The 22,335-nt window shown below is 48.1% G+C and carries 21 protein-coding genes; 9 read left to right on the top strand and 12 right to left on the bottom strand.

Translation table 11 applies throughout. From position 1 onward, the window contains the following. Nucleotides 1–3: 3 nt before the first annotated feature. Complete coding sequence (locus tag UCI88_RS04255; RefSeq protein ID WP_256179721.1) at nt 4–2,286, bottom strand: hydratase; 2,283 nt, start codon at nt 2,284–2,286, stop codon at nt 4–6. A 320-nt stretch (nt 2,287–2,606) separates the two neighbouring features. Here UCI88_RS04255 and UCI88_RS04250 point away from each other — a divergent pair, with 320 nt between their 5' ends. Then, complete coding sequence (locus UCI88_RS04250; protein ID WP_044503430.1) at nt 2,607–3,950, top strand: citrate synthase; 1,344 nt, start codon at nt 2,607–2,609, stop codon at nt 3,948–3,950. A gap of 2 nt (nt 3,951–3,952) precedes the next feature. Beyond that, complete coding sequence (locus UCI88_RS04245; RefSeq protein WP_256179720.1) at nt 3,953–4,948, top strand: isocitrate/isopropylmalate dehydrogenase family protein; 996 nt, start codon at nt 3,953–3,955, stop codon at nt 4,946–4,948. 72 nt (nt 4,949–5,020) lie between these two features. Here UCI88_RS04245 and UCI88_RS04240 read toward each other — a convergent pair whose 3' ends face one another. Then, nucleotides 5,021–6,214, bottom strand: coding sequence for an anaerobic nitric oxide reductase flavorubredoxin (locus tag UCI88_RS04240; RefSeq protein ID WP_256179719.1), 1,194 nt, complete (start codon nt 6,212–6,214; stop codon nt 5,021–5,023). A 255-nt stretch (nt 6,215–6,469) separates the two neighbouring features. Here UCI88_RS04240 and UCI88_RS04235 point away from each other — a divergent pair, with 255 nt between their 5' ends. Further along, nucleotides 6,470–7,429 (top strand): NAD(P)H-dependent glycerol-3-phosphate dehydrogenase, encoded by a 960-nt coding sequence (locus UCI88_RS04235; RefSeq protein WP_256179718.1) that lies wholly within the window; start codon nt 6,470–6,472, stop codon nt 7,427–7,429. A 57-nt stretch (nt 7,430–7,486) separates the two neighbouring features. Here the strand turns inward: UCI88_RS04235 and UCI88_RS04230 are convergent, their stop codons facing one another. The 10 genes from UCI88_RS04230 to dnaA form a co-directional block, all read right to left on the bottom strand. Next, nucleotides 7,487–8,854, bottom strand: coding sequence for a hemolysin family protein (locus UCI88_RS04230; protein ID WP_044503426.1), 1,368 nt, complete (start codon nt 8,852–8,854; stop codon nt 7,487–7,489). A gap of 23 nt (nt 8,855–8,877) precedes the next feature. After that, nucleotides 8,878–9,666 (bottom strand): hypothetical protein, encoded by a 789-nt coding sequence (locus UCI88_RS04225; protein WP_256179717.1) that lies wholly within the window; start codon nt 9,664–9,666, stop codon nt 8,878–8,880. Nucleotides 9,667–9,702: 36 nt separating this feature from the next. Next, complete coding sequence (locus tag UCI88_RS04220; RefSeq protein ID WP_256179716.1) at nt 9,703–10,863, bottom strand: pyridoxal phosphate-dependent aminotransferase; 1,161 nt, start codon at nt 10,861–10,863, stop codon at nt 9,703–9,705. Between the two features lie 12 nt (nt 10,864–10,875). Then, nucleotides 10,876–12,795, bottom strand: a complete 1,920-nt coding sequence (gene gyrB / locus UCI88_RS04215; RefSeq protein ID WP_065360053.1) for a DNA topoisomerase (ATP-hydrolyzing) subunit B — start codon at nt 12,793–12,795, stop codon at nt 10,876–10,878. 101 nt (nt 12,796–12,896) lie between these two features. Beyond that, on the bottom strand, nt 12,897–13,157 hold the full coding sequence (gene remB / locus UCI88_RS04210) for an extracellular matrix regulator RemB (RefSeq protein WP_044503423.1): 261 nt from the start codon (nt 13,155–13,157) through the stop codon (nt 12,897–12,899). Continuing rightward, nucleotides 13,135–14,040, bottom strand: a complete 906-nt coding sequence (locus UCI88_RS04205) for a DciA family protein (RefSeq protein WP_256179715.1) — start codon at nt 14,038–14,040, stop codon at nt 13,135–13,137. The genes remB and UCI88_RS04205 overlap by 23 nt, the downstream gene beginning before the upstream one ends. Next, a complete protein-coding gene (recF, locus tag UCI88_RS04200) occupies nt 14,021–15,133 on the bottom strand; it encodes a DNA replication/repair protein RecF (RefSeq protein ID WP_044503421.1) in 1,113 nt (370 codons plus the stop codon). The genes UCI88_RS04205 and recF overlap by 20 nt, the downstream gene beginning before the upstream one ends. A gap of 2 nt (nt 15,134–15,135) precedes the next feature. Continuing rightward, complete coding sequence (locus UCI88_RS04195) at nt 15,136–15,351, bottom strand: RNA-binding S4 domain-containing protein (protein ID WP_044503420.1); 216 nt, start codon at nt 15,349–15,351, stop codon at nt 15,136–15,138. Further along, nucleotides 15,351–16,466, bottom strand: a complete 1,116-nt coding sequence (gene dnaN / locus UCI88_RS04190; RefSeq protein ID WP_256179714.1) for a DNA polymerase III subunit beta — start codon at nt 16,464–16,466, stop codon at nt 15,351–15,353. The genes UCI88_RS04195 and dnaN overlap by 1 nt, the downstream gene beginning before the upstream one ends. A 225-nt stretch (nt 16,467–16,691) precedes the next feature. Further along, complete coding sequence (gene dnaA / locus UCI88_RS04185; RefSeq protein WP_044503418.1) at nt 16,692–18,209, bottom strand: chromosomal replication initiator protein DnaA; 1,518 nt, start codon at nt 18,207–18,209, stop codon at nt 16,692–16,694. A gap of 372 nt (nt 18,210–18,581) precedes the next feature. On the opposite strand from dnaA, the gene rpmH reads away from it, so the two are divergent. From rpmH to mnmE, 6 genes are all read left to right on the top strand, one after another. Further along, on the top strand, nt 18,582–18,716 hold the full coding sequence (gene rpmH / locus UCI88_RS04180; RefSeq protein ID WP_071822304.1) for a 50S ribosomal protein L34: 135 nt from the start codon (nt 18,582–18,584) through the stop codon (nt 18,714–18,716). Between the two features lie 75 nt (nt 18,717–18,791). Further along, entirely contained in the window at nt 18,792–19,145 is a 354-nt protein-coding gene (gene rnpA, locus UCI88_RS04175; protein WP_044503417.1) for a ribonuclease P protein component, read from the top strand. Nucleotides 19,146–19,151: 6 nt separating this feature from the next. Next, nucleotides 19,152–19,361, top strand: a complete 210-nt coding sequence (gene yidD / locus UCI88_RS04170) for a membrane protein insertion efficiency factor YidD (protein ID WP_071822302.1) — start codon at nt 19,152–19,154, stop codon at nt 19,359–19,361. A 57-nt stretch (nt 19,362–19,418) separates the two neighbouring features. Beyond that, nucleotides 19,419–20,081 carry a YidC/Oxa1 family membrane protein insertase gene (locus UCI88_RS04165; RefSeq protein ID WP_044503416.1) on the top strand — a complete coding sequence of 221 codons (663 nt, stop codon included), beginning with the start codon at nt 19,419–19,421 and terminating at the stop codon, nt 20,079–20,081. Further along, nucleotides 20,078–20,884: an RNA-binding cell elongation regulator Jag/EloR gene (jag, locus tag UCI88_RS04160; protein WP_256179713.1), complete on the top strand. Its 807-nt coding sequence runs from the start codon at nt 20,078–20,080 to the stop codon at nt 20,882–20,884. The genes UCI88_RS04165 and jag overlap by 4 nt, the downstream gene beginning before the upstream one ends. Nucleotides 20,885–20,956: 72 nt before the next feature. Next, nucleotides 20,957–22,333 (top strand): tRNA uridine-5-carboxymethylaminomethyl(34) synthesis GTPase MnmE, encoded by a 1,377-nt coding sequence (gene mnmE / locus UCI88_RS04155; RefSeq protein ID WP_256179733.1) that lies wholly within the window; start codon nt 20,957–20,959, stop codon nt 22,331–22,333. Nucleotides 22,334–22,335 lie beyond the last annotated feature (2 nt).

The following is a 22,335-nucleotide window of genomic DNA, read 5'->3' as shown; positions in this document are numbered from 1 at the left end:
GGATCAGCGATTGCGGTTGTAGTTGATCAGACTGCCGGCTTTAACGATTTTCTTTTCATCGTCCGTCATGGGAGCGATATAGAGGGACAGTTCCTTCATGCCCTTGGTGACGACATAGGCTTTAATATCCTTCATGTCGCCGTCGAGGGCCTTTTTGACGTCGGGAACGTAAATATAGTCGCCGATTTCAAAATCCGGTTCGCCTTCCATTTGGAAGGGCAGCATGCCCCAGTTGATGACGTTGGAGCGGTAGCGCTTCGTCGCATACTCGCTGCAGATATTGGCCAGGCCGCCGAGGACGCGCTGGCAGCTGGCTGCCTGTTCACGGGCCGAACCGTCGCCAGGTTTTACACAGTAAATCATACTGCCGATTTCAACGTCTTTCATGGAAACGCCGCCAAAACGCTGTTTCAAGGCTTCAAAGACAGCTTTTAAATCCGGATCGACACCGGCCGGGCAGTCTCCTGCTAATCGAGCCTGTTCGACTTTGTTTACGGCTTTAGCCCGTCCGACGTATTCCGGATCACGGCGCGACAGGGTAAATTCAGCCAGTCCCAAGGGATTGGAACGATACGAAGACGTTTCCCCCGAAGGAATCAATTCATCCGTCGTCGTAACGGGATCCATGATTTTCGAGCAGACTTTCAGCAGAATCGAGTCGGCCAACGGTTCCATATCGGGCCAGTCTTTGATATTCGGTCCATAGACCAGCGAATCTTCATCTTCACCTTGTTTAAATCCCTGATAAACCAAGGTTGCGTACGGCTTATCGTCGTATTCATAAGGCGTTTCTACATAGTCATCCATATAGCCGTCAGCTGACGTCAGGACGCCGCCGTTAATGGCCGTCGCAGCAATAGAGCGAGCATCCATCAAGGCTACGGAAGCAAATTGGCCTTTGCCCGGTTTTGAACCTTCGCGGTTCGGGAAGTTTCGCGTCGTATGGCGGATACTGAAGGCATTGTTGGCCGGCGTATCTCCGGCGCCGAAGCAAGGACCGCAAAAGGCGGTCTTAAAGATGGCCCCGGCTTCGAGTAGGGTCGAAACGGTGCCGTTGCGGACAAGGTCCAGGTAAACCGGCTGGGATGAGGGGTATACGTCGAGAGAGAAGTCGTGACTGTTGCTGGTACCCTGTTTTAAAACATGGGCAGCGGCCACGACGTTGCTGTAATTACCGCCGGAGCAGCCGGCAATGATTCCCTGTTGTACCATGAGTTTACCGTCTTTAATTTTATCGGTAAGGGTGTATTTCAAATCTTTATTGCTCATGCGCTTGTTGATGGCTTCTTCCGTTTCATGGAGAATGTCTTCCAGATTGGCATTCAGTTCGTCAATGGTAAAGGCGTTGCTCGGATGCATGGGCATGGCAATCATCGGTTTAATCGTGCTGAGGTCGATATAGATGAAGCCGTCGTAATAGGCTACGTCAGCCGGATTCAGTTCTTTATAGGCATCGCCGCGGCCGTGCTGAGTGAGATAGGCTTTCGTATCTTCGTCGGTCCGCCATACGGAAGACAAGCACGTCGTTTCCGTCGTCATGACGTCGACGCTGTTGCGGTAGTCCGTATCCATGGAAGCGATGCCGGGGCCGACGAATTCCATGACCTTATTTTTGACGTAGCCGTTCTTAAAGACGGCTCCGACGATGGCAATGGCAATGTCATGAGGGCCGACGGCCGGATTCGGTTTTCCCGTAAGGTAGACGCCGACGACGCCGGGGTAGGCAATGTCATACGTATCTTCCAGGAGCTGTTTTACCAGTTCACCACCGCCTTCTCCGACAGCCATCGTTCCCAAGGCACCGTAGCGGGTATGACTGTCAGAACCGATGATCATCTTGCCGCAGCCGGCCATTTTTTCACGCATATACTGATGGATGACAGCGACGTGAGGGGGCACAAAAATACCGCCGTATTTTTTCGCTGCCGAAAGACCGAATACATGATCGTCTTCATTAATGGTGCCGCCGACGGCACAGAGTGAGTTATGACAGTTGGTCAGGACGTAGGGCAGCGGGAAATGATCCATCCCCGAGGCCTTCGCCGTCTGAATAATGCCGACGTAGGTAATATCATGAGACGCCATAGAATCGAATTTAATCTTCAAATTATCCATCGATGCTGACGTATTATGATTTTTTAAAATAGAATAGGCAATCGTTCCCTTCTTTGCGTCTTCTTTGGAAACAGTCTTTCCCGTAAGCTGCTGAACCTTAGCCGCTTCCTGTTCCGGTACGATATCCTTACCGTTAACTAAATAGACACCACCATCGTATAACTGAATCATACGTAACCCCTCCTTTGTCATCGCTGACGCGACGGCTTTTCACAATATGAAATTTAGTAAAATAATTTTCACAATATAAAATTTATTCCATTTCAGTAAATATTATATCATACAAAAAAAGGCCTTGACTACCCTTTAAACGTTACATAGTTTGCATGATTTTTATTTTACTTTGTCCATTAATATGCTATAATAACTTATACTTTACAGGAATATTCTGAAAAATATTCCCTATAAAAAAAATATGAATATTCCTGAATAACCGATAATTTATAAGTTATTCCTCTATATTCATACTCGAAGGAAAGAGAGGAATCAAATTGGATAAAAATATTTATTTAGCCCAATTTTACGGCAAGTCACAGAACTACACGCAGATTCCCCGCGAATGGTTTTCCAAGTACGGTGTAAAGCGTGGCTTGCGTAATGAAGATCATACCGGCGTCCTCGTCGGTTTGACCCGCATTGCCGATGTCGTCGGCTACCGTCGCGACGAAAATGACCAAAAAATCGACTGTGACGGCATCTTATACTACCGCGGCATCGATATTCGCGAGCTGGTCAAAGAAACGAATTATAAAGGTTATTTATACGAAGAAGCGAGTTTTCTTCTCCTCTTCGGCTACTTGCCGACCGAAGACGAATTGAAAGCCTTCTGTAAGGTGCTGCAAAACGGATATGATCTGCCCGATGACTTTTTGGAAATGAACCTCCTTCGCCTGCCGGGCAAAAATCTGATGAACAAGCTGCAGCACGCCTTGTTGACCTTGTACAACTATGATCCCGATCCGGACAATACGGATGTATATCAGACCCTGCGCAAAGGGCTGAACATCATGAGCAAGCTGCCCTCCATTGCCGTCTATGCTTATATGTCCAAGATTCACTATTACAATCGTAAGAGTCTGGTCATTCACTACCCTCGCAAGGACTATTCGACAGCCGAAAATATTTTATCCATGCTGCGCCCGGACAGCAAATTCTCTCCCAAAGAAGCGCAGCTCCTCGATCTCTTGCTCTTTCTCCATGCCGACCACGGCGGCGGTACCAACTCGACCTTTACCAATATCGTCGTTTCCTCTACAGACACCGATATTTATTCGAGTATGGCAAGTTCCGTCGGCGCCCTTAAAGGACCGCGTCACGGCGGCGCCAACATCCGTGTCTCCTTGATGATGGAACAGATCATCGATGCCATCGGCATCAAGGCTACGGACGACCAAATTGTGGAAGTCATCCATCAAATACTCAATAAAACCTTCAAGGGAAGCGACAAGGGCCTGGTATACGGTTTCGGCCATGCCGTCTATACCCTGTCCGACCCCCGAGCTGAAATCATGCGTCATTACTGCGGCATCTTGGCCAAAGAAAAAGGCATGAACGACGTCTTCCGCTTCTACAACCGTTTTGAAAGATTGGCCATGGATACCCTTACCAAAGAAAAAGGCGTCACCATGTGCAGCAACGTCGATTTTTACAGCGGCTTTGCCTATAATATGCTGGGCATTCCCCGCGATTTATACACGCCGCTGTTCGTCATCAGCCGTATGGTCGGCTGGCTGGCCCACAACATCGAACACAAGCTCTACGACAACCGCATCGTCCGTCCGGCCGCCAAGTACGTCGGCGACCTCATGGATTATATTCCCCGAAAGGACAGATAACCATGAAGACAATCACCGTATTCAAAGGCGACGGCATCGGTCCCGAAATCACCGATGCTGTCCTTGCCATCCTCGACGCTGCCAAAGCGCCTCTCAGCTACGAAATTTTCAATGTCGGCGCTGCTGAATATGAAAAGAACGGCGCCCTCATTCCCGATGCTGCCTTTGCTTCTTTTGAAAAGACCCGCATCCTCTTAAAGTCGCCCATTACGACGCCCATTGGCAAGGGATTTCGTTCGTTAAACGTCACCTTGCGCAATAAATACGATCTCTATGCCAATATCCGTCCGGCCAAGTCGAATACGGCCGTACCGACCCCCTTCCCCAACGTCGACGTCGTCACCTTCCGTGAAAACACAGAAGATTTATATATCGGCGTCGAATATAAGATGAATGAAGATACGGTTCACGCCATCAAACTCATCACGAGAAAAGCCAGTGAACGCATCATTCGCTCGGCCTTTGAATATGCCATTGCCCACGGACGCAAAAAAGTCACTTGTGTCCATAAGGCCAACATCCTCAAGATGAGCGACGGTTTATTCCTCGACACCTTCCGCACCGTCGCCGCTGACTATCCGCAGATTGAAAGCGATGATAAAATCGTCGACAACACCTGCATGCAGCTGGTCATGCGTCCGGAACAGTTCGATGTCATCGTCATGCCAAACCTCTACGGCGATATTATTTCCGACCTTACGAGCGGCCTCATCGGCGGCCTGGGTCTCCTGCCTTCCATGAATATCGGCGACGATTACGCCATGTTCGAAGCCGTCCACGGCAGCGCTCCCGATATTGCCGGCAAGCACATTGCCAATCCGACGGCTCTTCTTTGGTCAGCCTGCATGCTCCTTGAACATATCGGCGAAACGGCCATTGCCGAAAAGATTCGCAAAGCCGTCGATGCCGTCCTGGCAGAAAAGAACGCCCTCACGCCGGACCTTGGCGGAAAGGCGACGACCGAAGCCTATCGCGACGCTGTCATCGCCCATTTATAAAGAATCATATCATGAATAAAAATCGGACCTCTCGAGGGAGAGATCCGATTTTTTTTATGAGACAGAAGAGGCTTATTTTGCCAGAGACTTTGCAAAATCGTGCCCAAAGTCACGGCAGAGGTTTTGTGATTCCATGTCGGGGTTCCACTGGCAGCGGAGTCCGTCGTTAACCAGTTCAAATCCGGCTTCTTTTAAAAGGCCCGTAATCTGTTTGACCGATTCACCGCTCCAGCCGTAGCTGCCAAAGGCTGCGGCCTTCTTGTTTTTAAACTTCAGACCGCGAATCATTTCCATGATACCGCCGATAGAGTAGAGAAATCCGTAGTTGATTGTCGGTGAGCCGACTAAAATAGCCTTCGATTTGAAGACTTCCGTGACGATATCGTTCTTATCGTCGACGGCTGAATTATACAACTTGACCGTCAGCGTCGGATCGGCCTCACGAAGGCCTTGGGCAATCGATTCAGCCATGCGCCGCGTGGCGTTCCACATCGTATCATAAATGATGGTAATCTGATTTTCCTGATATTCTTTAGCCCACTTCTGATACGTTTCCACGATTTGCAGGGGATTATCGCGCCAGATGACGCCGTGGCTGGGGCAGATCATGTTGACGGGAACGTTCATCTTTAAGATCTCATCAATCTTACGGATGACCATGGGACTGTAGAGATTCAAGATATTGGCATAATACTTCATGGCTTCATGATAGAGTTCTGCCTGGTCGACGCAGTCGTTATACATCCATTCGCTGGCAAAATGCTGACCGAAGCCGTCATTACTGAAGAGGATATTGTCACCGGTCATATAGGTAAACATCGTATCCGGCCAGTGGAGCATGGGCGCTTCAATGAATACCAGCTTACTGTCGCCCAGATCCAGGGTATCGCCCGTTTTGACGTTGACGTAATTCCAATCTTGGTGATACAGCCCGCGAAGAATGGCTTCGCCTTTTTGGGTACAGTAAATGGGAACGTCGGGGATTTCCCGCATCAAAGCCGGCAGTGCCCCACTGTGGTCATTTTCATTATGATTCATGACGATGTAATCGATTTTATTCAAGTCGATTTCCTGTTTTAAGTAATCGACGAATTCTTCATCGAAGGGTTTCCATACCGTATCGATCAAGGCGACTTTCTGGTCGCGAACTAGATAGGAATTATAAGACGAACCCTTTTCCGTCGAATATTCATGGCCGTGAAACTTATTCAGTTCCCAATCGATTTTTCCGACCCAAGTAACTTTTTCTGTAATTTTTCTTCCCATAAGGCATACTCCTTTCGCGGCAGACTAGCTGCTGACTCACGACATACCGAAACAAGAGGGCTTATCACTGCCCTTTCTGAGTTCAGTATATCCAATGAGGGGACAAATATCCATTGCAATTCCAACAAAATTCAACATCCTTGCCAAAAAAGTATACTTTGGTTAAAGCCCTTATCCATCGTCACAAACTGTCTGAATCGATGAATCCATGTTATAATTTAATTACAAAAACTTATTCTGAGGGGAGAAACCACTATGAATATCACCGTCTTAGGCTGTGGCCGCTGGGGCAGTTTCCATGCCTGGTATGCCGACCATATCGGTCATGACGTGACCTTATGGGGACGACCGGGTTCTAAAAACCTGAGCCGCCTGAAAGAAACAAGGAAAAATGATTATCTTACCTTACCGAACGCAATCACCCTGACCGACGACCTGAAAGAGGCCATGTCCGGTGCCGATATCTGCATTATTTCTATCAGTGCCCAGCAGCTTCGTTCCTTTGCCAAGGATATTCGGAGCGCCGGATACGACAAGCACTTGCCCTTCGTATTGGCCATGAAGGGCCTCGAAGCCGGCAGCGGCAAGCGGCTGACAACGGTAATGGCAGAAGAACTTGGGGAGGCCGTACGGACTGCGGTCTGGGTCGGCCCCGGCCATGTCCAGGACTTCATTAGCGGCATGCCCAATTGTATGGTCATCGCCTCGGCAGACGATGAGTTGACCCATTTCTTAGTCGATACTTTTACCAGCCCGCTGATCCGCTTCTATTACGGCCAAGATCTTCTCGGCATTGAAATCGGAGCTGCTGCCAAAAACGTCGTCGGTATTGCAGCCGGCATGCTCGACGGGGCCCATATGACGGCCTTAAAAGGTGCCCTCATGGCCCGCGGTGCCCATGAGTTATCGGTTTTAGTCTCTGCCATGGGCGGCCAGGCCATGACCGTGTACGGCCTCAGTCACTTAGGCGACTATGAAGCGACCCTCTTTTCGCCGCACAGCAACAACCGCCGCTTCGGCCAAGATTTTATCGAAGGAAACACTTTTTCAAAACTTGCTGAAGGCGTCAGCACGACCGAAGCCCTGTTAGATCTATCGGCCCACTACGGCGTAGAACTGCCCATTACGTCGGCCGTTCATTCCATCATACAGGAACATCAGGACCCTCATGAAGTCTTAAAAAATCTCTTTCTCCGCTCGACCAAAAGTGAATAAGTACGACAAAAGGAGCTGTACCCATTGATTGAGGTACAGCTCCCTTTTTTCATGCCTTTATTTTTCTTCTTCATCATCTTCAGAATAATCTGGATTGCGAGTGACGAGGATTTTATCGACGCGGAGGTTATCCATATCGACGACTTCAAAGGTAAAGTCCTTCCATACGTAGGTATCCGTTTCCCGTGGGATCCGGCCGACACCATAGGTAATCAGGCCGGCCAGGGTTTTATACAAGTCTTCTTCTTCGTCAGGCAGTTCATCTTCGATGCCGAAGAAATCTTTAAATTCTTCAATCGTAAGCAGTCCTTCGATAAGCCAGTCGTTCGGTCCCCGTTGGATGATGCGATTGGCTTCTTCCTTCTTTTCTTCTTCCCCGGCCGGCATGATGCCGACTAATTCTTCGAGGATATCGTGAAGGGTCAGGATGCCGCTAAAGTTTCCGTATTCATCAAGGACGGCGACTTCATGAACGCTGTGTTCGCGAAAGACGTGGACGACTTTCATGATGTCCATCGATTCCGGAATATAAATCGGTTTGTGGACGCATTCTTCTACAATAACAGGCAGAGACGCCGGTTTTTGATGGCGAATATTTTCATAATACTTCTGAAAGATTTCACTGACCGATACCATGCCGATGAAGTCATCCAAAGACCCCCGCCCGACAGGAAGATTATTGTGATTGAAAGCCACCAATTCATTCATCATCGTCGCTTCCGGATCTTCCACGTCGAGCCAATCGACTTGGGTCCGGTTAGTCATGATGTCGCCGACGTCCATATCGGCCAGGCGAAAGACGCGGGTGACCAGCTCCGGTTCTTCTTTTTCAAAAGCCCCGAGTTCGACGCCCTGCTCTAAGAGCAATTTTATTTCGTCTTCCGTAACCGGCAGCACTTCCGGCTTCTTGACACCCATCATTTTGGTGACAGCCGTCGTCGACCACGACAGGATCCAGACGACAGGCGTACAAATGGCCGAAAAGTACAGCATGGGACGGGCCAGCAAGCAGGCTACTTTTTCAGGATTGTCAATGGCAATCCGTTTAGGAACAATTTCACCGAGGATAATCGTCAAATAGGTAATCAATACGACGACACTGGTCAGACTGATCGTATAGGCATACGGTTCAAGGCCTGGAATCTTGGCTACATAAACGGATAAAGGGCCGGCCATTTCCGTACCGCCGTAGACACCGGTCAGGAGGCTGATCAAGGTGATGCCGAACTGGACCGTAGAAAACATCTTATTCGGATTTTCACGCAGTTTCAGGACGATAGCCGCCGACTTGCTACCTTCATCGGCAATCGCTTCCAATCGAGATTGATGACTGCTGACGATAGCCATTTCCAATAATGAAAAGACGCCGTTGCCAAAGATAAGTAAGATGATGACCAGTAACTGTTTTCCTAGGGAAAACTCCACAGTAGATACACTCTCCTTTTAGATTACCACCAAGGTCCTACACCGATGCCGATTCCACCGCCATGATGCCATCCGCTGCCCCAGCCAATACCGATACCGACACCGACGCTGGGATTATTGCGGGACTTTGATTCTCTGCGGTCCGCTTCATCGACGACGGTAATTTCTTTAGTCACCGTGCGAAGGGAATCGCCGATTTTCACATCGACGACGAGATCGACTTTCCCCGCTTCCAGCGGGCGGATATTCATATGCTCCGTAATATCGGCAATTTTCGTATTGAGGCTGGTCGCCTTGATATCATAGGGAATCATTCCCGGTACATGAACGCGGATGATACCGTAACTGCCAAGAGGGATTTTTTGCGGATACACGACGACTTCAACCTTATCCATCAGCTTTTCGGCACTGCCGTAGATAAGGGATGCCTGCTGGTCGTTCTGAAGCTTCCAGGCACTGCTCTCATCTTTAGCCACAAAATAGTTTCCCTTTAAGACGTGGGAGTCCGTATCGTAAGCTTTGACGTGATAGAAGTAGTCGCCGACGACCTGCTTGTCAACGCGAAAATAATAATCGCCTGTAAGGCCTGTCGTCTGCGGCGGCAAGGCCATAAGCAATCCGGTTACCTTGTCATAGGTACGGCCTTCAAGAATATAAAAATCACTCAAATTCTTCATATTTACCGTCGGATCAGTGAGGATGACGGCTGACGACTGTCCCGTCTGCGTACCTTCCGGAACGCCGTCGGCCAGGACTGTCATCGTACTGACTGTCAGACAAAGGGCAGCGAGAAGCAGGTGCCATTTTTTCATCGGTAATCCCTCCTTATGATAAGGTAACGAGATAAATTATTTTTTTAGTTTATGAATGCCTTCCAGACGATGCATGGCTTCGGCTAAGGTTTCATCGCGGACGGCAAACTGCAATCTTGCCAAGTGATGGACAGGTTCTTTAAAAAAGGTCGATGCCGGAACGAGGGCGACACCGATTTTTTCCGCTAAATCCCGGCAAAAGGCTTCATCGTCATCATACCCGTAGGTACCGATGTCGAGGAGCATATAAAAAGCTCCTTGAGGGACGTTATGAGCTATGCCGATGGCATCGAGGCCCTTCATGACGAAATCTCGCTTTTTCCGATAGAGCTCTCGAAGGCACTGATAGTAGTCAGGACCGAACTCCAGACCGGTTACAGCCGCTTCTTGAAGGGGACTGGGAGCACTGATCGTCAGATAGACGTGCAGCTTTTTAATAGCATCGGTTACTGATGGAGAGGCAAAGATATAGCCTAACCGCCAGCCCGTAATCGAATACGTCTTCGATAGGGAGCCGCAGGAAATGGTCCGTTCATACATCCCGGGAAGGGTCGAAAAATAGGTATACTCCGTCGGTTCGTAGACGATGTGTTCATAGACTTCATCGATGACGGCAAAGGTATCATACTTTTCGACAAGGGACGCAATGGTAAGCAGTTCTTCTTTCGAAAAAACCTTACCGCAGGGATTGGACGGGTTACAAATAAAGATTGCCTTCGGCCGCTGTTTAAAGGCCGCTTCTAATTCATCGCCGTCAAAGGTGTAATCATCCCCTTTGAGGGACACATAAATCGGCTCGGCGCCGCAGAGCAGGGCATCCGTTGCGTAGGCTTCATAAAAAGGTGAAAAGAGGATGATTTTGTCGCCGGGATTGACGATGGCCATCATGGCCGTCATCAGCGCTTCCGTACCGCCGCAGGTAACGACGATTTCCGTTTCCGGATCGGGGCGCCTTCCGGTAAAGCTTTTTCGATAATCAGCCAGAGCCCGGCGCAGGTTCGAAGCCCCGTTATCGAGACTGTACTGATGAGGTCCCTCCTTGGCGACTTCGGCCAAGCGGTCGAGCATAGCCTTAGGCGGCGGAAAATCGGGAAAGCCCTCTGACAGGTTAATGGCCCCGCAGCCTTCAGCTACCTTTGACATGCGGGCAATGACGGAATCGGTAAATAAGTTTATCTTTCGAGAAAGTTTCGGCATAGGTTCTCCTGATTATAAGTCGAGGTTACGGACCTTTTTCGCATTGTCTTCAATGAATTTACGCCGCGGTTCGACCTTATCGCCCATGAGGACCGAAAAAATACGGTCGGCTTCCACAGCATCTTCCAAGTGGACTTGGAGCATGGTCCGGTTTTCCGGATCCATCGTCGTTTCCCAGAGCTGTTCCGGATTCATTTCACCAAGACCTTTATAACGCTGGACGACGACAGAATTGTTGTCGCGTCCTAATTCATCGAGCTTGCTCTGCATCGATTCATCGGTATAGAAATACCATACCTGTTTTCCCTTGCGTACCTGATACAGCGGCGGCTGAGCGATGAAGACGTGGCCTTCCGTAATGAGGGGCTTCATAAACCGATAGAAGAAGGTCAAGAGCAGCGTGCGGATATGGGCACCGTCGACATCGGCATCGGTCATGATGATAATTTTATCGTAACGGCGTTTGCTGATGTCGAATTCCTGACCGATACCGGTACCGAAAGCCGTGATCATGGAGCGAATTTCTTCGTTAGCCAAAATCTTATCGAGACGAGCTTTTTCGACATTGATGATTTTCCCGCGGAGCGGAAGGATAGCCTGGAATCTTCGATCTCGGCCCTGTTTGGCGCTGCCGCCTGCCGAGTCACCTTCGACTAAGTAAATTTCCGTCTGATCAGGATTTTTTTCTGAGCAGTCGGCCAATTTACCGGGAAGACTACTGATTTCCAAAGCATTTTTCCGGCGCGTCAATTCGCGGGCACGGCGGGCTGCCTGGCGGGCACGAGACGCCGAAATGGTCTTATTGATGACCGCCTTTGCTTCCGACGGATGTTCTTCAAAAAATTCTTTCAAGCCATCAGAAATGATGTTATCGACGATGCCTTTGACTTCGCCATTTCCGAGCTTGGTCTTCGTCTGCCCTTCAAACTGAGGTTCCCGGACTTTGACACTTATGACAGCCGTCAACCCTTCGCGGACGTCTTCACCGGATAAATTATCTTCATTGTCCTTTAAAATACCGGCACTGCGGCCATAGTCGTTGATGGTACGAGTCAAACCGGAACGGAACCCGCTGAGGTGCGTGCCCCCTTCTTCGGTAAAGATATCATTGACAAAGGTCAGGATATTTTCACTGTAGCCGTCGTTATACTGCATAGCGATATCGACGATAACCTTATTTTTTTCACCATCGATGCTGACCACCGTCGGATTAACGGCCTGGTGTTTTTCATTTAAGAAGGAAACAAAGGAAACGAGACCGCCTTCATAGCAGTATACTTCTTGTTTGCCTTCGCCTCTTTTATCCGTAAGTGTGATGTTTAAGCCTTTATTCAAAAATGCGAGTTCCCGCAGGCGGGTCTTCAGGGTATTGAAATCGTATACCGTATCGGGGAAAATGTCATGATCCGGTTTAAACGAGACTCGGGTTCCCGTTTCTTCCCCGGCTTCCAAGGGCCGGATTTTTTTCAACGGCGACTCCGTCAACCCGCGGGCAAAAGAAATGTCCCATAGATAGCCGTCGCGCTTTACTTCGACCTTAGTCCAGGCACTCAGAGCATTGACGACAGAAATACCGACGCCATGAAGGCCGCCGGAAATGGGATAGCCGTCGCCGCCGAATTTACCGCCGGCATGGAGGACAGTCAATACGACTTCAACAGCAGGCTTGCCGATCTTATGCATGGCAACCGGAATCCCACGGCCGTTATCGACAACGGTGATACTGTTGTCTTCCTGAATCGTAACTTCGATATGTGTACAATACCCGGCCAAGGCTTCGTCGATACTATTGTCGACGACTTCATAAACCAGATGGTGCAGACCGCGTTCAGACGTACTGCCGATGTACATCCCAGGCCGTTTACGAACGGCTTCCAGGCCTTCTAATACTTGAATCTGTTCGGCACCATATCGCGCTTTGTCTTTCGACATATAAATTCTCAACTCCTGTTTCTTGCAATTTTTAATGATTAACTAGGCAACTAACACTTTATTATACCGTAAAATCAATAATTTTTAAATACGTACCGCCCTTACGCCTGTTCGCAATGCGACAAAATCTGCAAACATTTCTGATATCGGCGAAGCATGGTCTCCCCGGTCAGGGGCAGAGAATAGACTGCCTCCCCGGTAATCACTAAAGAGCGCCAATTCCGTTCTGACGAAACTCCGACCTCTCGCACGGGGAGATCGAAAGACTGTAAAATAGCCGCGCCCTTTTGTTTCGGATACGGTACGATAGCCACGATATCCTTGATGGGAATCATCGTGTCAGGACTCAGATGGAGATACATTATGTTCTGGTTTCCTCCGATATTTTGCAACGAGATTTTCAATAAATTTAGGCGGTATATCGCCGGGGACACGGCGGGTAATGAGGATGGCCAAAACGAGGTCATCAGCAGCCGTATCGTATTCATAATACACCTTTTCAATATACCGATAGATAAGGCTGCGCCTAACGTCATTATAGGCCTGTTCACCGGATTTATCCGTTGTCGGAACAGTCAGGGCCTCGGCCATTTTCTCCCAGGTCAGCCAGGGCATATCTTCTAAAACGGCACGTACCTTCATTTTCAGGGCATGGTGGGCAGCGCTCCGGCAAAAGATGCAAATCTTTTCGCCTTTAGCCATCCAGCGGCCACAGGAGGGACAGGGAATGAAGCCGCTTACGGCATAGGCTTTTACCCGTTTAGCCTGGGCAAAACGAAGCTGTACGACCCGTTCCCGTAAGCCGTCCGGGAGGTTTTCCGTTTCACGACGAATGTTGGCCACCGTCGAATCGTCAAGAATGACTTGGCGGATATTCCCCTCAGGAAGGACATCTTTTTCTTCTCCTTCTAAGGTTTCATAGACCGTCTGAACCGGCTTTTTCCCCTTTTTGACAAAACGGACATCGGCAATAGCCTGATGCCCAATATAGGAATTAACTTCCTCTATTATTTTATTTTTATACATAAATAAATAATTCATGTAAACGGGATTCATGACGGCAATGACAATAACATTATTCTTAAAATCTAATATATATGAATATTTAGCAATTTGCTCGCCTACGATTTTTTTCCAGTCCCGCTTAGCCTGGTACATCCGGTAGGGAAGGAGCAGACGGTGTTTGGCCAAGACTTCAGGAATGGCAAGTCCGGCTTTTTCAAGTTTAAGACTTCGCTTCTCCATGAGAAACCACCCTCCCTTGTTCAATACAGATGGGATGACAGCCATCCATACCGGCAAAAATGTCAGGCTCTGTCGTCGTAATAAAGGTTTGAATCCGGTTGCGGACAAAGTCCAGCAAGGCCTGGCGCCGGCTTTGATCGAGCTCACTCATGACGTCATCCAATAAGAGAACGGGGTATTCGCCGGTCTCCGATTTGATAAATTCCAGCTCCGACAATTTCAGCGCCAAGACAGCCGTCCGCTGTTGTCCCTGAGAACCGTATTTCTTTAAATCCCCTTGGCCGACAGAAAATAAGAGATCGTCACGATGAGGCCCGACCGACGTAGCTTGACGGCGGATATCTTCAGGGAGATGCTGCTGTAAGCAATCATAATACCATTTCGGATCAGTCTGATGGCGGCCCTCCCCAGTCCCATAAGGTTGGACATAGGTCAGATGGAGCATTTCTTTTCCCCGACTGAGCCTTTTATGGAGAACCCCTGCCAAAAACGATAATTTCTGAAGAGCTTCTAAGCGTTTGCTTACGATGGACGCTGCAAAACCGGCAATCTGACGATCCCATTCATCAAGCGATTGATTGCCGTTGTATTTCATCTTTTTCAATAAGAGATTGCGCTGCGACACGGCCCGGTTATACTGCAGTAAATCCCGGTAATAAGACCGGCTGACCTGAGAAATCTCCATGTCGATAAAACGGCGCCGCAAAGAAGGGCTGCCCTTGATGAGCTGAAGGTCATCGGGCGAAAACAGGACCTCATTCAAGGTTCCGATCAATTCTTTCTGCGATACCTTTGTTTCATTGACCCACAGTTCTTTTTTCTCGAGTTTGGACAAGATCACTTTTATCTGCTGTGTCGTATCGTTACGGTTAAAATCGATGATAACGCTGGCTTTCTCGTGCTCCCAGGAAATGAGATCAGAATCGGCAATGCCCCGATAAGACTTGCCGATTCCGCCTAAATATAAAGATTCCAGAAGATTGGTCTTCCCTTGTCCGTTTTGCCCATATAAGAGAATCGTCGCCTTAGGAAAGGAGATTTTTTGATTCTCATAATTTCGGAACCGGTGCAGTCGAACCGACTCAATCATCATAATTATTCACCTTTAATCAAATATGTACCGACATCCTTAATTTCTACCGTATCTCCCGGATAGAGTTTTTTTCTCTTAGCTTTGCATAAAATTCCATTTACTAAAATTTTATCTTCATCCAATAAAAAGCGGATTTCGCCGCCGCTTTGTAAAATACTGGCCCATTTCAAAAACTGGTCCAATTGGATCATCGGCGTTTCAATTTTAATTGTTTCCATTATTTTGTCCTCATAGGGGTTACAACAAATACACAAGAATCGTCATCCTTATCCTGAACGAGCATCGGGCTGTTTTCTTTCGATTTCAAGATGACGTCGCTGCTCTGACAATGTTTCAAGATGTCGAGGATAAATTTTCCATTGAAGGAGATATCCAATTCTTCGCCGTCCATGTCGCAGGAGACGTAGTCTTCGACGGTACCGTAATCGGGATGCTGACTCATCAATTTAATCTGGCCCTCGCTGATGAGGAAGTTGATGACATTATACTGAGCATCTTTGGCTACGATGGAAGCTCGTTCCACAGCGCCAGTAAATTCGGAGCGATTGACTTTGGCAATACATTTAAAGTCCGTCGGAATGACGCGGCGGTAATTGGGGAAGTCCCCTTCGATAAGGCGCGTACGGATGTAGACGTTGCCGAACTGAACGGCCAGGTAGTTGCGGACGGCTGTGATTTCGACGGTCTCCGGAATATCAGTTGGCAGCTGACGAGAAATTTCCGCCAAGAGCCGGCTGGGGATAACAGCCTGCAGCGGATTATTCACCGGTTCATCGAGGGTCGTCTTTTTCAGAGCCAGGCGGTGCGTATCCGTAGCTACCATGGTCATCTGATCGCCTTGGACATCGAGGAAGGTCCCCATGAAAATCGGACGTGCTACGTCAGTGGCACAGGCATAAGACGTATTATCGATTAAATCCTTTAAGACGACACTCGTCGTTTTAAAGCTGGCATAACCGTTTTCGACGATTTCGACTTCATTAAAGTCATCGGGGTTGATGGTCAGGCATTCAAATTTCAGCTTGTCGCCTTTAATGAGCAGCTGCGTATCCGTATCGGCCTTGATGATTTCAATTTCATCACTTGGAATTCGTCGGGTCAAGTCCATTAAATAAGGATTGGCAATAAAGGCTTCTCCTTTTTCTTCAATGATTCCGGGAACGGTGATCTTGATTCCCATGTCATAATCATTGGCCTGAAATTCGATAATGCCGTGAAGGGCTTTAATCAGAAGGCCGTTTTCAGAAGACATATTGTTGTTTTTGTTCTGAGCTACTTTTTGGACAGCTTGTAAGCCTTTGTTCAGATCTTCTTTTTTTAGTTTCAGTCTCAATGGAGTATCCCCTTTTCTGCGCTGAGTAAATTAATTAAATGTGAATTAAAAAATAGTAGTCTTAGTAGTAGGGCCTGTGAATTTGTGGATAAGTGATGAATAAGAGCCAATTTCAGCTATCCACAGGTGTGGATAGAATGTGGATAACAAGTTATTTTTTGTCCACATTTCCACTGTGGATTTCTTTTTTTACCTTATCCACAATCTATCGATATTTTTATCAACCTAGTTATCCACACCGCGGATTTCATTCATCATCTTTTCGATATGTTCTTTGAAATGACGATCTTCTTTGGCTCGTTCCATGATCTTGGTACAGGCATGCATAACCGTCGTATGGTCACGACCATTGAAAGCCGTTCCGATATGAGGATAAGTGTTCCCGGTCAGTTCACGGCACATATACATGGCAATTTGACGAGGGAGGGCAATATCCTTGGTCTTTTTTTTGCCCATCAATTCTTTATAATTGATATTATAATGTTGGCAGATATAGGTCGTAATTTCATCGATGGTAATATACTTCTTTTCATCTTGCGCATCGGTGATATAGCTGATTGCATGTTTAACCAACGGCAAGGTGACATTACTCTTGGTCTGCAAGGCTTCTAAGAGGACGCGGATAAAAGCGCCATGCAGCTTTCTGATATTTTCGCTGACATTGGCGGCAATGTAATTTAAGGCATCTAAATCATAGACGATATTTTCTTTTTCGGACCAGGTTCGTAAGATGGCGGTCCTCGTTTCCAAATCAGGCGGTTCGATTTGCGTGACCATGCCGTTTTCAAAGCGTGAGCGCAGGCGTTCTTCCAGTTTTTTTATGTCGCGGGGCGGACGATCACTGGTAAATACCATCTGCTTTTTATCCTGGTAGAGCTTATTAAAGGTATGGAAGAATTCTTCCTTAGAGCTTTCCTTTTCACCGCGGCCGAGGAACTGGATATCATCGACAAAGAGGACGTCGACGTTGCGGTACCGGCGGCGGAAGCTTTCCGTATTCTGGTCCTGGATGCATTGGATGAATTCATTGACGAAGTCTTCGCTGGTAATGCATAAGAGACGCATATTCGGGAAGTTTTTTAACAGTTCATGGCCGATGGCATGCATTAAATGGGTCTTGCCCAGGCCGCTGTCCCCGTAAATATAAAAAGGATTCCATTTTTGAGCCGGAGCGGCAGCGATCGACTTGGCAACGGCCGTAGCTACGCGATTGCTGTTGCCGACGATGAAGTTGTCAAAGGTATAATCTTTATTTAAATTATTATTATAAGGACTGGATTCTGTTGTCAGTGATAACGGAGCGGCATCCTTTATGGCCGGCATGGTATCGTTCATGGGAAGTTCAGGTTGAACCCATTCGGTAGGGACTGCCTGGGCCGGTTTTCCGACGTGGGAGGTTGTCACGGGTTCAGCCGGCGTCGTGTTTTGTTTTGGCGGAAGGGTAATCGTTTCGGCGACGGCTTCGGTTTTGTCGTGGGTCGGCGTTTTTTCTTGGCTGGTAATGAGCTGAACCCTGGTTTTATGGCCAATGACTTCTTCGGCGATTGTCTCCAGGACATCGGTATACTTTTTGCTGACATAATCGCGAAGAAAATTGGTCATCGTGTCGAGGATGAGCAGATTTTCTTCTTCGGAATACGAGTAGGGAATGATGTTGCCTTCAAACCAATTAGTGAAAATTTCTTTTGGCAAGACTTGTTTCAAATTGGCTAACATTTTTTCCCATAAACTGAGCAGATCCATAATAATCCTTCCTGTCTGTACGAAAAATTTAAGTGTGTATAATGGGCGTTCATATGTGTACAACTTCATTGTGGACAACGTGAACAAATGAAATGTAAAAAGCCGGAAAGCCGATATACATCGAGTTTCCGATTCTTTCCACTTATCCACAAAATGTGGATGGATTGTTGATAACTGTATTTATCTATCCACATTCTACAACAAAACCCCGGTTATGGGAAGGAATTTTTGCTGGAATACTTATGCATACGGTATTCTCAAATGGAATAATCTACTAAAAATAAGGCTTGACAGGCCTTCATTCACTTACTATAATTAACCTGTTATGGTGTAAATTAATTACAGTCAATGATGGAAAAGGAGGTGTCTAGCTTGAAACAGACATATCAGCCGAATACATTGTGGAGAAAAAGAACTCATGGTTTTCGTGAAAGAATGAAGACTAAGGGCGGCCGCATGGTTTTAAAAAGAAGACGCATGAAAGGCAGAAAAAAACTCTCTGCTTAATTATTACGAGATAAACAGAAAAGTTCCGGCATGTGGAATTTTTCTGTTTTTCTAGCATTACTAGGACAATTATGTATGTATGAACTAACGAAAGAGCAACGGCTGTGTAAAAATCGCGAATACCAGCTCGTATACCGCCGCGGGAAGTCGTATGTCAATCGCCGCGTCGTTTTATACGTCCTGCCGCGGTCGCCAAAACAACCGACCCGCATTGGTTTTGTGACGGGGAAAAAAATCGGTTGTGCCGTTGAGCGCAACCGCTGCCGCCGTCTGATGAAGGAAGTATACCGACTCCATCAGTTTGATCTGAAGGACGGTTTCGATTTAGTCCTCATTGGCCGCAGCAGTCTGAAATATGCCGGATATGCAGAAGCAGAGCAGTCTATTTTGCAGTTATTCCGGCATGCCAGGGTATTGAAAAAGAAGTGATGATGCATGAAATGGTGTTTCATAGCCCTGATTCGGGGCTACCAGTTATTTATATCGCCGCTTCACCGGCCATGCTGCCGGTTTTATCCCACTTGTTCTGCCTATGCTCTTGAAGCATTGCAGAAATACGGTGCGTTAAAAGGGAGTTACTTGGCAATAAGGCGCATTTTAAAATGCCATCCCTTTCATAAGGGTGGATATGATCCCGTACCGTAAATCCTTATTTTTACAACTGAACAGGAGTTGAGCACATTGGGCTTTTTCAGTGGAATAATGGATGTCCTCAGTGGTATTATGACGACATTTATGAATTACTGTTATGCTTTTACCCAGAACATGGGCTATCCGAGCTATGGCATTGCCATTATCTTGCTCACCTTGATTATTAAATTGGTGCTGTCTCCCCTTACGGCGAAACAGATCCGTTCCATGGAAGGTATGCAGCTTTTGCAGCCTAAGATTAAAGAGATACAGAAGAAATATAAGGGAAATCAGAAGAAGATGCAGGAAGAAATGTCTAAACTGTATCGGGAAATGGGCGTTAACCCCTTGTCGGGCTGCCTTCCCATTCTCATTCAGATGCCTTTCCTTATTTCTATATTCTATGCTCTAAGAGAGTATCCTTATGATCCTGCCTTTGAAAGCTTTTTATGGCTTCCCAGTCTCGGTCAGCCGGATCCTATTTACGTCATGCCGATCCTGTCGGCCATTTCGACGTACTTTATTCAGAACCAGATGTCCGGCGCACAGGTAGCTGCCTCGGAGGCTCAAGCGAAACAGCAGAAAATCATGAAAGTCGTCATGCCGCTGTTTATCGGTTGGATCAGCCTCAACTTCCCGAGCGGCTTGGTCATTTACTGGGTCGTTTCTAACCTTTTCCAGTGGGGCCAGCAGATGATTATGGCTCACCTCAAGAATAAAGGAGCAGAAGCATGAGTACTATCGAAGCAACAGGAAAAACGATCGAAGATGCCGTGCGCTCCGGTCTGGTGCGCCTCGGCAGAATGAAAGAAGAAGTCGATATCGAGATTTTAGAAGAACCGAAAAGCGGTTTCTTTGGATTTGGCAGTAAACCGGCCCGGGTCCGTATTACTGAAAAGGCCGATGTCACGCCGGTACCGTCTGACGTCGTTCAGGCCGAACCGGAAAAGGAAGTTCTCGTTGAAGAACCGCAAATAGCTGAAACGTCTGAAGATGCAAAGGATCCAGAAGTCTCACCATCCGATGTGGAAGAAGACGGGATTTCTGAAGCGGTCGTACATGAACCGGAGGAAGCTGTTTTTTCGGCAGAAGAAGCGGCTGCCAAGGGCAAGGCTTTCCTTCAGGAAGTCCTTAAGAACATGGGCATTGACGTAGTCATTGAAAAGATGATTAAATCCGATAAGATCCTTCTTCATCTCCATGGCAAGAACTTAGGCATTCTTATAGGCAAGCACGGTCAAACCTTGGATGCCCTCCAATATTTGACCAACCTGACGACCAATCAAGGTGAGAATGCACGGTACTTTATTATGCTCGATGTTGAAAACTACCGCCATCGCCGTGAAGAAACGCTGAAGCAGCTGGCTCATCGTTTGGCCAACCGGGTCAAACAAAATGGCGAGTCCGTTACCTTAGAGCCGATGAATGGCTATGAACGAAAAATCATTCACGTAGCCCTGCAAAATGACTCGGAAGTGCGGACGGAAAGCGAAGGCAAAGATCCGTACCGTCACGTCGTCATTTATTATCAAGGATAACGCATAACGATAGATATGAAAAAGGAGTTGTCGCTGACAACTCCTTTTAGACTATGGAAGGAGTCATATATGATGTATGATACGGCCGATACGATTGCGGCCATTGCAACCCCGCTCGGTGAAAGCGGCATCGGCGTCATTCGTATCAGCGGCAGCAAGGCCTATGCGGTCGGCGATGCCGTTTTTAAGAGTTCCTCTGAGGTTCCTTTGGCGAACCGTCGGGACCGTTCCATCCAGCACGGTATGATCGTGTCTGATGACGGCCGGCCAATCGATGAAGTTTTGCTGCTCATCATGAAGGGGCCTCATTCATATACAGCTGAAGATGTCTTAGAAATCCAGTGCCACGGGGGCTACAAGGCCTTAGAAGAAATATTGGCTCAGGTCCTTTCCCATGGGGCCCGCCTGGCCAATCCCGGCGAATTTACGCAGCGGGCCTTCGTGAACGGCCGTATCGACCTGGCTCAGGCCGAGGCCGTCATGGATGTCATCCAGGCCAAGAGCGATCAGGGCCTTACCAATGCTGTCAGTCAGCTTGAAGGACGGCTTTCGAAGGCCGTCGGTGCCATGCGCAAGGAACTGACTGATTTTATTACACGCCTGGAAGTCATGATCGACTATCCTGAAGAAGACTTAGAAGATATTACGGTCCCAGATGTTGCCGGTTCTATTCGGACTCAAATTGAAGCCCTCGATGAGATGTTGACTGCTTCGCGGGAAGGGCGAATGATCCGTGACGGCGTCATGGCAGCCATTGCCGGCACACCGAACGCCGGCAAATCGAGCCTGCTCAACTGCCTGCTTCAAAGCGATCGGGCTATCGTCACCGATGTGCCGGGCACGACGAGGGACGTTCTCGAAGAATGGATTTCTTTAAAGGGCGTTCCCGTCTGTTTGGTCGATACGGCAGGAATTCGCGAGACCGATGACCGGGTCGAACAGATTGGCGTAACGAAGGCTAAATCCTATATGGACAAGGCCGATATCACCGTCGTTGTCATCGACCGTTCTCGGCCTCTTTCTGAGGAAGATAAGAGCATCTTAGCGGCAACGGCTGATAAAAATGCCCTCATCGTCCTCAATAAACTCGATTTGCCGGCTGTCGTCGGCGAAGGCGATCTTACGGCTTATGACCATCCGATCCTGTCTATTTCGGCCAGTACCGGCGAAGGCCTGGAGGTTTTAAAAGACCGGCTTTTGGAACAGGCCCTGCCACGTACGAATCAATCGGGCAGTGCTCTTTTAACCAATACGCGTCATATTGAGCTGGTCCGCCAAAGCCGGGAGGCCTTGAGCCGTGCCCTGAAGACGATGGAAGACGGCATGCCTGTCGATTTTGCCGTCGTAGACTTGCGGGAAGCCTGGAGCCTCTTGGGCTCTATCACGGGGGATACCGTTCATGACGATATCGTTGAAGAAATCTTCAGCCGATTCTGTTTGGGAAAATAAAG

It is taken from the genome of Megasphaera massiliensis, from assembly GCF_036305205.1.
Taxonomy (GTDB): Bacteria; Bacillota; Negativicutes; order Veillonellales; family Megasphaeraceae; genus Megasphaera; species Megasphaera massiliensis.
The sequence above is the reverse complement of the archived record's forward strand: the minus strand, read 5'-3'. Positions and strand labels throughout refer to the sequence as shown.

Excerpts from the sequence above, each read along its gene's own strand:
- UCI88_RS04255 (WP_256179721.1), bottom strand. The coding sequence starts at position 2,286 with ATGATTCAGTTATACGATGGTGGTGTCTATTTAGTTAACGGTAAGGAT.
- UCI88_RS04245 (WP_256179720.1), top strand. The coding sequence starts at position 3,953 with ATGAAGACAATCACCGTATTCAAAGGCGACGGCATCGGTCCCGAAATC.
- UCI88_RS04240 (WP_256179719.1), bottom strand. The coding sequence starts at position 6,214 with ATGGGAAGAAAAATTACAGAAAAAGTTACTTGGGTCGGAAAAATCGAT.
- UCI88_RS04235 (WP_256179718.1), top strand. The coding sequence starts at position 6,470 with ATGAATATCACCGTCTTAGGCTGTGGCCGCTGGGGCAGTTTCCATGCC.
- UCI88_RS04225 (WP_256179717.1), bottom strand. The coding sequence starts at position 9,666 with ATGAAAAAATGGCACCTGCTTCTCGCTGCCCTTTGTCTGACAGTCAGT.
- UCI88_RS04220 (WP_256179716.1), bottom strand. The coding sequence starts at position 10,863 with ATGCCGAAACTTTCTCGAAAGATAAACTTATTTACCGATTCCGTCATT.
- gyrB (WP_065360053.1), bottom strand. The coding sequence starts at position 12,795 with ATGTCGAAAGACAAAGCGCGATATGGTGCCGAACAGATTCAAGTATTA.
- remB (WP_044503423.1), bottom strand. The coding sequence starts at position 13,157 with ATGTATCTCCATCTGAGTCCTGACACGATGATTCCCATCAAGGATATC.
- UCI88_RS04205 (WP_256179715.1), bottom strand. The coding sequence starts at position 14,040 with ATGGAGAAGCGAAGTCTTAAACTTGAAAAAGCCGGACTTGCCATTCCT.
- recF (WP_044503421.1), bottom strand. The coding sequence starts at position 15,133 with ATGATGATTGAGTCGGTTCGACTGCACCGGTTCCGAAATTATGAGAAT.
- UCI88_RS04195 (WP_044503420.1), bottom strand. The coding sequence starts at position 15,351 with ATGGAAACAATTAAAATTGAAACGCCGATGATCCAATTGGACCAGTTT.
- dnaA (WP_044503418.1), bottom strand. The coding sequence starts at position 18,209 with ATGGATCTGCTCAGTTTATGGGAAAAAATGTTAGCCAATTTGAAACAA.
- rnpA (WP_044503417.1), top strand. The coding sequence starts at position 18,792 with ATGTATGAACTAACGAAAGAGCAACGGCTGTGTAAAAATCGCGAATAC.
- yidD (WP_071822302.1), top strand. The coding sequence starts at position 19,152 with ATGAAATGGTGTTTCATAGCCCTGATTCGGGGCTACCAGTTATTTATA.
- UCI88_RS04165 (WP_044503416.1), top strand. The coding sequence starts at position 19,419 with ATGGATGTCCTCAGTGGTATTATGACGACATTTATGAATTACTGTTAT.
- jag (WP_256179713.1), top strand. The coding sequence starts at position 20,078 with ATGAGTACTATCGAAGCAACAGGAAAAACGATCGAAGATGCCGTGCGC.
- mnmE (WP_256179733.1), top strand. The coding sequence starts at position 20,957 with ATGTATGATACGGCCGATACGATTGCGGCCATTGCAACCCCGCTCGGT.